Genomic DNA, 10,014 nt, shown 5'->3' on the forward strand with positions numbered 1-10,014 from the left:
GGATTATTGCTAAACCTAAAAATCCTAGAGGAACAATTGTTTCCACCTATGGAATTACGGGGACTTTAGAGAATCAATGGTTTTTAAAATTGTGGGGAAGAAAAGCATTTGCGGCGGGTTATGCGGTGGTTTTGTTTGATTGGAGAGCCCACGGAAAAACAGCAGAATTATCCCCAACTTTAACATCTGATGGCTTATTAGAAGGAGAAGATTTTGTTAGAATTGCGGCACAATCTAAACAAATTGGTTGTCCAACTCCTTTTTGGTTTACGGGGTATTCTTTAGGAGGACAATTAGCATTATGGGGAATTAAAATGGCTCAAACTGTCAATCAATGGGGGCTAGATTTAAAATTAAAAGATTCCGATATTGCAGGAGGGGCAGTGATTTGTCCGAGTTTAGATTCTAATCGTTCTTTAAGTTATTTAGTCCAACATTCTTGGGGAAAACATTTAGAACGGGCGATTACAAAAGAATTGAAGAAGTTAGCTAAACATTTGTATCAGTATCATCCTCATGATATTGATTTAGAAGCGATTAAACGAGCGAATTCAATCTGGAGTTTTGACCATGAATTAGTCATTAAACGGTTAGGGTTTAAGAGTGTTGAAGATTATTATAAAGCTAGTGGTGGGTTACAGTTAATACCCCAAATTCATAAACCGACATTAATTTTATATGCAGAAGATGATCCCTTATTTGAACCTGCAATTATTCCTGAGTTGAAAGCTGCAAGTTATCACAATTCTGTCATTGATTTAGTGACAACTCAATATGGGGGTCATGTTGGATATATTAGTAGTAAATCTTGTCAAAATCAATTTAATGATCCAGATCGGTGGTGGGCCTGGAATCGGATTTTAGATTGGTTTAACCAGCAAGAACAGTCTTTGGAAACGGATAAACATATCAATTACAACCGTAAATTATCGTAAACTTCAGAAGAATTTTGATATAAAAGTAAACCCACAATTACCGAAATATACGGTTGACGAAACACTCAGAATAGCTTATCTAAGATTAATTTCTCATCGAATTGTAGAGTTTATAACTAAGATAAGATAGAATTTAGGCAATCGTTAACGGAATAACCAGAAGTCCGACTCAAATGACAATTTGAAACGATTGATTTTCAATTACCAGAGTGCAACCCAGATGGAAACCCTGCTTATTATTTTAGGATTATCGGCTGGAGCCGCCATTGCTGCTCAATTTCATAAACCCAAACCTGAACCTCCTCCTAAAGAAAAATGGGATAAGGAATGGGAAATTGAGACAAAAACCCGAATTAAATATCGCCGAAATCACTAATATTGTGTTTAAGCTGGAGATGACAAATTGTCTCAGGGGTCAATGTAGGGTCTGTAAGCGCGGCGCTGGCATCCCTAACAAGCGATCAACTTTAACCTCTGGGACTATTAAAATCAGCCCCATTTATTGTAAAATTCAATCATGATTGGGGTTCTTCTTTTTGGGGATAATTAACGATGAATATTAGCGATTTCTTTGAATTAAGCGCCGGGAAATGGTTTTCTCAACGCACCCTACACAATTTAAAATCGGGGGAATTAAAAGCGGGTAAGTCTAATTTAATCATTGAGCCTTTACCGAACACGGATGAGACAGTCATTCAACTTTGTCAGCCGCATAAGATTGACCCAACTACAATTTCTGGGGGGTTTCGATTAACTTGGGAGGGAACAATAGAAGGAAACTCTAATCCAGAGAAAGGGTCTGCTATTTTAGTTCCGATTATCCATCCTGATCATCCTCAGCAAGGAGAATTATTACAATATCAAGGCACAAATCCCAATCAATCTTTATCGGGATGTTATAGTTTAGGAGAAGATGAGGTATTAACCGTAATTACAGAATCTCCTAATTTTTATGTGGAAGAACGGTTATGGTATTTGATGCCGAATCTTAGGCTTCGTACCAGCATTGTTAAAAATAATACGGGTTTAACTCAAGCGTCTTTTTGTTCGGAAATTCGCATGGGATTAAAATAATCAGGGTTGACGGTTAACCGTTTTCTATTCCTGATAAAGCAAAACTGGCTATTTTCCAAGGAGATATGATCATATTGCTAATTTCCTGGGATTCTTCTAATAGATTGACGGGATAGTCTATGGTTAATCCCAGAGAATTATCCCATTTTAAAATAGTCTCTTCTCCTTGGGATTCATAACATCTTAAAATCCAGCGTTGCGGTTGGGTTTCTGCTGGTTTGAATGCCATTAAAATTAAATGGTCAGACCCTAATTCTAGGAAACTCTGGTAATCGGATAATTCAGAAGTTCGATTAGATAAAATTGAAGGAACAGCCGGATAAATTTTAACCTGTAACGGACGATTAAATTCATAGCCTTTTTGAACGGTTTTGGCTTGTTTCCAATCTCCTGTATGGGGATAAAGGGCATAACTAAATTGATGAGATCCTAAATCGGCTTCTGGGTCAGGCCAAGTTGAACCTCTTAATAGGGTTAATCGTAATTGATTCGGTTGAGTATCATAGCCATATTTACTATCGTTTAAAAGACTAATTCCATAATCTGATGTACTAATATCTGCCCAATGAATCGCCGGAACTTCCCATTTGGCTTTTTCTTGATCTGTTTGGGGGTTTGTAGACCGTTGAATCACACCGCAAGGAATTTCATAACTTGCTGTATCCGCAGAAATGGTTAGGGGAAAGGCAGCTTTGATTAAAATATGACGCTCTTGCCAATTGACGGTTGTTTCAATTTTTAATAGGGGAGAATCTAGCTCTAAACTATAATCTTGATAAAAATCTGATTGCTGGAATTGTTTAATCATTCTCAATTTCCAAACTATAGGCCCCTGTTCTATCCATTGAATAGATTTCAGTTGCGGAGACGGTAAGGGATGTTGTTGATAATTCGGATCGATATTCCACCCATCCCAATATTGTCCTGAATCTTCAAAGGCTTGTAATTGATTTCCTTCTCCGGGTTTCAGGATATTACGTTGATGAATTAAGTCGAAAACCTGTTCTAAATTTCCGGTTTCGGAATTAATAATAACTCGCAAAATTCCATTCTCAAAGCCAATCTTTTCCGGTTCTAACTGATAACTATTGACAAACTCGTTTTTTTCTGCTAAACTTTTAGTAAAATGGGAAATAGGTGCGCTCATATAGGGTGTTTTCCCCGACGTTTCAAGGGTTTCAGCCTCCTTCACCCCCAGCCAATAGACTCGATACCCCACACTCGGAACATTTTTTGCTAGAAATAACAGTTGCGGCGTTTCCGACCTTTCTCCCCGGAGTTGGGAGGGTTGGGCTATTCCCTGACTATCGTAAATTTCCCAAGAATTATCGGAATTGGGAATAGGGACAGCCACGACTTCTGAGCGTGACCAGTTCAGGGAATTAAAGATAAAAATCGGTTGAGCATTGGGTTGGGGTGGGGGAGGGAGAGGCGTAAAATTAGCGATCGCATCAAAAGACTGTTGTAGAATCTCTTCTGCTTTGGTGATAGCGGTTTCCCAATCTTGATTCGCTTGTTGGTAAACGGAAGAAATAGAAGAACCGGGTAAAATATCGTGAAATTGGTTGAATAAAACTTGCTTCCAAGTCGTTTCTAGTTCCCGTTGGGGATAGGAAGACTGGGTGTAAAGGGTTGCGAGAGTTGCAAACAGTTCCGCTTCATATAATAGCGTTTCGCTGCGGCGGTTATAGCGTTTTTGATCGGCGTGAGTAGTATAGCAACCGCGATGGAATTCTAAATAAAGTTCATCCTGCCAGATGGGAAGGGATACGGGGGGATTATTTAGGACTTCTTGTAAATAATCGGTAACGGTTTGAAAGGTAAATTGAGGGAAAATAGCAGATTGATTCCAGCGTCGAGTTATTTCTAACATATCACGAGTCGGCCCGCCGCCATGATCGCCAACTCCTGGCAACCATAAACTCTGATTTAATCCCGTTTGGGTTTTCCAGTCTATCGCCGCTTTAAACATTTTAACGGGTTCAACTCGTTCACCGATTAAAGCGGTCATAAAACTCATGATTTGAGTTCCATCTAACCCTTGCCATTGAAATAACCCATAGGGAAATTTTGTGGTATCGTTCCAGCGCAGTTTTTGGGTAATAAAATAGTTGATACCCCCTTGTTTAAAGATTTGGGGAAGTTGCCAACAAAATCCAAAGGTATCAGGAAGCCAAGCAACGGTGGAAAGTTGACCCATTTTTTCTAAAACATAATGTTGTCCGTATAAAACCTGACGGACGATAGATTCTCCATTAATTAGATTGAGATCTGGTTCTACCCAAAGTCCGGCGGCGATTTCCCAGGTTTGGTGTTGAACACTATTGAGAATTTGACTAAATAAATCAGGACGGTTTTGTTCTATCCATTCATAAAGAACGGGGGAAGAATGACAAAAAATTAGTTCAGGAAAATCCGTTTGTAAGTTTAGAACTGATTTGAAGGTTTTCTGCGCGACTATCCAAGTTTCTGCTATCGGCCATAACCAAGCTAAATCTAAATGGGCGTGACCGAGTAAGCGAATTTGATAGGATGGCAATTGTGGAATAATCGACTGTAAGGTTTGACGAAGTTTGATCAGACTATTTTTAAATTGGGGAAGATCTGGGGGGAGAGTATAGCCAGAAATAACCTCTAAACGTTCTAATAAAGGAATTAAACTCGGTTCTAAGTTGGGGTTGTGGGGTTCGGCGTTTAAAATTATCCCCAAAATTTCTAATTCATCGGCTAAAAAAGCAGGGTCAATTTGGGAAGCGTCCGAGACTTCATACCAACATAAGGAAGAAACTAAGGCGCCTCGGTCATGACCGGGACTGACTAAATTTAATTCCACCTCAAACTCATCCCCAGGTTGTACCGACGGACTTAATAAAATCCGGGTATAACTATCAAATAGATCTCCAGCTTGGACAAACTGATGATTAATATAGATTTGAGCCTCTTCCGCCCACCAACTTAAAACAATTCTTAAACTTAAACTGGTTAACGGATAACCGCGTAACTCAGGGGGAACTATTATTTTTTGTCTTAATCTCAAACTCTGTTGTCCCGCCGCCCAAGCAATCTGTCCCCGTTCGTTGATTTCAACCGATTCGCCAACCTGCATGGCGTTGATCACTTGCCATTGGGGTTGAATATTAATCTGAGTCAACCCACGCAATTGTTCTGCAACTTGAGTGAGTTTGAGGAGGAGGGGGGCTGTAGAAAAACACATGATCTGTTATAGTAAAGGGGGGAAAATCCTAAATAAACCCATTGTTGCCATGTCTGTTGCTGACTCCGGGCCCTACAAAAGTCGATTATTTAATTTTATCTCTCAAACGGCTCAGAAATTGACCGATGAGGGAAGTCGAACTTGGCGCTATTTTAAGTATGCCACCGAGATGACGTTGCAAACGGCACTGTATCCGGTTTATTTTCTCCTGCAAACCGTTCGAGTCACTCGCCAAAAATTAGCAACGACGGTTAAACAGTATTTTCCCCAACTTACATCCCAAGTTAAGACTGAGACTTCGCAACCGCCAGACGTTGATACTCCTATTGTTCAGGTTCTTAATATAGTAGCAACCCAAACTGAATCTCTATTTGAAAATTCGATTACCTCTGCACCCGTCACCTTAGAAATTCAAGGCATAGCCAGTCAAGTTGACTCGCAAGCTTTAGTTATCGTCCAAAAAGATAATATTATTTTAGATAGTCTCACCGTTGAAGACCAACATCATCTTCAGCAACAGATTGTTTTAGAAGTCGCCAACTATTACTATTTTTATCAACATTTAGCCCAACAGCAAAAACCCTTTCAACCCCAATTACAAACGACTCTCCATTCTCCTCATCTTTTATCTCCCATTCGGTGGTTTTGGCAGGTGATGAGTTGGGTACAAACCAGTCCGGTTGCGGTGAAAATCAATTGTTTTGGAGAAGCGAATTTTGCTGAGTCTAGTTCCTTTCCTTACCCTTCTCCTCAATTGATTTATACCTTAGATGGTGCGATCGCACAAGTCGAAGATTATTCAATTATTCCCCTTTCCCACGCTACCCACACCATTGTTCAACACAGTCAAACCTGGGGACAAACGGTTATTCAAACTTGGCAAAAAACCCCTCAAACGGATGTCGTAGTTAAATCAGAATCTCCTTTAGAACCAGGATTTGATGAATATTTTTATAAGATTCAATCTTTAATTTTAGCGGCTGTTGATTATTTCTTTGGTAACACTCATCCCCCCTTAACTTCCGAAGAAAATTCCGAACAATTTTCGGGTGTTATTTCGACTTCAAACTCTTCTCCCGCCTCCTCCCTTCCCCAGGCTCCGGTAGAAGATCCTTGGTTAACCCCAGAAGCGCGCGCTGAGAATATTTTATCAAAGCTTAAAAACCCTAAACCTGCAAAATTCCGTCCCGCTTCCCCCTCCTCCAATCCCTTAACCCAGGATAATAATACCCAAAAGCGAGTTGGGGAGAAAGTCGAGTCTTCCTTAAACCGCTTCAAAACATCACCAACCTCAGACAATCTTTCCTTAACTTCCCCCACTGCTCCAAAGCCCTTGACAAAATCTCAAAATTATGCTATACAATCCCCTCAAATTTCTAATTCATCTCCCCCAGAAGCAAAACCCGACTGGTTAGAAGCCAAAGTTACCGCCACCGGATATATTAAACACCCCCTAGAACGAATTTTAGGGTGGTTAGATCAAATTATGGTCAAGGTTGAAGAGACGATTGCTAAAGCTTGGTATTGGTTAACCCATTATCAGAAAATTTAGGCAGACTTGAAAGGGTTGTCAAAAAGACCCTATAGGCGCGCACAGATTCCCTATTATAATATTAACACAAAGCCATCTTTTGTCAAGGGGGCGGAAAAGAATCCTTAAAGGAAAGGAGATTTTGAGATATGATGATAAAGTTGTGCTTCCGGCATAACATTTATTAAATAGACTCTTGCAGCCCCGGAGACATTCATCAATGCTGACGCTAAAAATCATCGTTAATATCGTCGTTCTGTTTTTTGTAGCTTTATTCGTATTTGGATTTTTGTCCAATGACCCGGCGCGGAACCCCAAACGTAGAGACTTAGAATAAAGCAGCCTGGAAGTTGTCTCAACAGAAGTTGGGGCATAAAAATTAAAATAATATGCCGACAACCTCTGTCAACAACCCACCACTGACTTGAGTACAAGTACAGTGGGGGCTTGAAATACAGCCCTAGTTGACCAGCCTAAGTCTTAAATGACTCCGTGAACAAAATCCTTGATGTCAGCACCCCGCTCTGAAGAGACGGGGCTTCATGCCTCTGATTTGGATAGCTGACCAGCTATAGCCTTAACTGGCTACGTTATCGGGAAGCGTTAAAGTTCTTACCTTGGGATGCGAAGCTAGTCCCAAGCTCTAAAACTTGAAAGTTAAACAGTTTTACGAGGGGTAAGACCGTGCTTTTGAGATAGTACCGACCGATAACATTGGCGAAGCTAACATTACCCTAGCAATAGGAGTGGGAGAAATCCCAAAAAACCGGGAATCTGCAAATACAACAATTTTTGTCGATTGCCAATCCAATATTCAAGGGGAATAAATTCCCCTGAGTCGTTTTTCCTCCGCGCTCTGAAGAGACGCGGTTTCCAAACTTCCCATTTTTTTTATTATGATAAAACCTTTAATTGTCATTAGTCATGATCCCCTAGAGTTTATGGCTAATGACATTGTTTTAGCCCAGTCCGTTATCTTGTCGAGTTCGGGCTATTGTGTGGAATTCTGTTGCTGAAGTATGCCCTACCCGGTCTCGCCTCCTGAACCGCCTCCTTTGATTCGTACCCTGCCTTCATCAGATACAATTCAAGCAGGGAAGATAACGGCTCTCAATGAATTCGGGCAACCCTCGCCTTCATTCTCAATTTCTCCCAAAGTTACAACTCACGCCACCCTGACCTACCCCCTTCCTCAAGCGACACCAGAGGAAGTTAATCAAGTGTCCGCAGACTTACTTGGCCCGCCTGTGAGTCCAACGGTGGAGTCCGAAACCATTCCCTCCACTCAATATCGCTTTGATTCCAACTTTTCCTTTCCCCAAACCGAGGCATCTTGTCCGACTGTAACCTGTAACCAAATTGCCATCACTCCTCCTGCGACACAACAACCCACCGTTATCCCGGTTCCCACTCCAGCAGATCTGGTAGAAATCACCGCCGATCGGCAAGAATATGATCAACAACGGCAAATCGTCATCGCCGAAGGCAACGTCATGGTGCGGTTTCGTCAGTCCCTGATTGATGCCGATCAAGCCCAAATTAATTTAGTCAACCGTCAAGTGATCGCCGAAGGCAATGTCGCCCTAACCCGAGGAAATCAGGTAATTCGGGGCGATCGCATGGACTATAACTTCGTCCAGAATACCGGATCAGTATACCAAGCCAAAGGAACCGTCTCCACCCGCACCGCCGCCACTGATTTAGTAATTGTTGATCCCTTAGTTACGGGTACGACCTCCACCCTTCCTTCCCCCATTAGCGATCGGATTACCGCCGCCCAACCCGTGCAGAAAGTGAGTGCTGATACCGGATTAAACGCCACCGTATCCGCCGGAGGGGGGTCATTCTTTGGGGTTCAAGGTACGGTTAATCGTCTGAGATTTGCCGCCGAGCGCATTGATTTATTCGGCAACGGGGGATGGGAAGCCCAAAATGTCCGAATTACCAACGATCCCTTTTCCCCCCCAGAACTAGAAGTCAGGGCTGATACCGCCCGATTTAACCGTATTTCCCCCCTGCGAGATGAACTGATTACCACGCGATCGCGGCTGGTTCTCGATCAATCCTTGAATCTGCCTTTGTTTCGAGAACGAACTGTCCTAGATCGCACAGAAAAACAACCACTCCCCTTTTCCATTGGCTATGATCTCAAAGATTTTGGCGGCTATTTTATTCAAGGGAATCTTCCAACGGTTCCCCTGGGCCCGGTAACTTTACAAGTCGCTCCTCGACTGTTACTCCAACGAATTTTTCAAGATAACCTTACCCCCTTTGAACCCGCCTCTTTAGGGTTAGAAGCCCAATTATCAGGAACCCTTACCCCAACAACGGAATTAAGAGGGTTTTTATCCCTTAATACCTTAGAAAATTTCCCCGATCTCAGTGAAGAAGCCCTGCGGGGGAGTGTTCGTGTGCGCCAACAATTGGGGGCTGGATTTGCCCTCAACGGAGAATATAGTTATCGCAACCGTCTGTTTAATGGAACCTTGGGCTATCGTACCGTCCATAGTAGTTTAGGGGCTGTTCTCACTTCTCCAGTAATTCGTTTAAATGATCAAGGGGCTCTATTCAGCTTTCAAACTTCCTATCAATCGGTGAATGCGAATACCGATCGCCCTGAATTATTGAAACCCATTCGCCCGAATGATCGGGTAACATTAGATCGCTATGAAGCCTTGGGAACTTTTATTTATCCGATTTTATTATGGCAAGGAGAAAGATTGCCTGCTACTGCTACAGAAGGGTTACGGTATACGCCTCAACCGGTGATTCCCTTTTTGAAATTAGCGTTTATTACCAGGGGTGTCACAACCCAATATAGTGAAGATTATTCCCAATCTTACCTAAGTACATCCGTCGGACTGCAAGGACAATTAGGTCATTTTTCTAAAGACTTTTTAGATTATACAGGATTTAGTGTATTTTATACTCAAGTTTTCTTGGATGGACAATCCCCCTTTTTGTTTGATCGCTTAGTGGATCAACGAGTGCTTAGTATGGGATTAGTTCAACAAATTTATGGGGGGTTAAGGGCTGGAATTGAATCGGCGGTGAATTTAGAGAATGGTTTATCATTAAACAATGAGTTTACTTTAGAATATAGCCGTCGCACCTATGGGGTGATTCTACGCATTAATCCAGTGCGCCGCATTGGTAGTATTAATCTAAGAATTAGCGATTTTAACTGGGTAGGAACTCCTGACCCCGATTTTGGAACTCCACCAGAACCTTAAGGGGACAAGGGGACGGGGGGACAAGGG

General features: G+C 41.9%; 7 protein-coding genes. 6 read left to right on the plus strand and 1 reads right to left on the minus strand.

Annotated features, from left to right (window positions below):
* The 3 genes from IQ236_RS26830 to IQ236_RS26840 form a co-directional block, all read left to right on the plus strand.
* Positions 1-935 (plus strand): YheT family hydrolase (locus tag IQ236_RS26830; RefSeq protein ID WP_193872188.1); only part of this gene is annotated, 935 nt, incomplete at its 5' end.
* Between the two features lie 220 nt (positions 936-1,155).
* Positions 1,156-1,311, plus strand: a complete 156-nt coding sequence (locus tag IQ236_RS26835) for a hypothetical protein (protein WP_193872190.1) — start codon at positions 1,156-1,158, stop codon at positions 1,309-1,311.
* A gap of 176 nt (positions 1,312-1,487) precedes the next feature.
* Complete coding sequence (locus IQ236_RS26840; protein WP_193872191.1) at positions 1,488-2,009, plus strand: phycobiliprotein lyase; 522 nt, start codon at positions 1,488-1,490, stop codon at positions 2,007-2,009.
* Between the two features lie 13 nt (positions 2,010-2,022).
* Here IQ236_RS26840 and IQ236_RS26845 read toward each other — a convergent pair whose 3' ends face one another.
* A complete protein-coding gene (locus IQ236_RS26845; RefSeq protein WP_193872193.1) occupies positions 2,023-5,223 on the minus strand; it encodes an alpha-mannosidase in 3,201 nt (1,066 codons plus the stop codon).
* A 49-nt stretch (positions 5,224-5,272) separates the two neighbouring features.
* Here IQ236_RS26845 and IQ236_RS26850 point away from each other — a divergent pair, with 49 nt between their 5' ends.
* From IQ236_RS26850 to IQ236_RS26860, 3 genes are all read left to right on the plus strand, one after another.
* Complete coding sequence (locus tag IQ236_RS26850; protein ID WP_193872195.1) at positions 5,273-6,775, plus strand: hypothetical protein; 1,503 nt, start codon at positions 5,273-5,275, stop codon at positions 6,773-6,775.
* A gap of 199 nt (positions 6,776-6,974) precedes the next feature.
* Entirely contained in the window at positions 6,975-7,091 is a 117-nt protein-coding gene (locus IQ236_RS26855) for a photosystem II reaction center protein I (RefSeq protein WP_072720239.1), read from the plus strand.
* A gap of 682 nt (positions 7,092-7,773) precedes the next feature.
* The gene (locus tag IQ236_RS26860) at positions 7,774-9,987 is read left to right on the plus strand and encodes a DUF3769 domain-containing protein (protein ID WP_193872197.1); all 2,214 of its coding nucleotides are present in this window, start codon (positions 7,774-7,776) and stop codon (positions 9,985-9,987) included.
* Positions 9,988-10,014: the final 27 nt, after the last annotated feature.

Origin of the sequence: Planktothrix mougeotii LEGE 06226 (genome assembly GCF_015207485.1) — a bacterium.
Lineage (GTDB): Bacteria > Cyanobacteriota > Cyanobacteriia > Cyanobacteriales > Microcoleaceae > Planktothrix.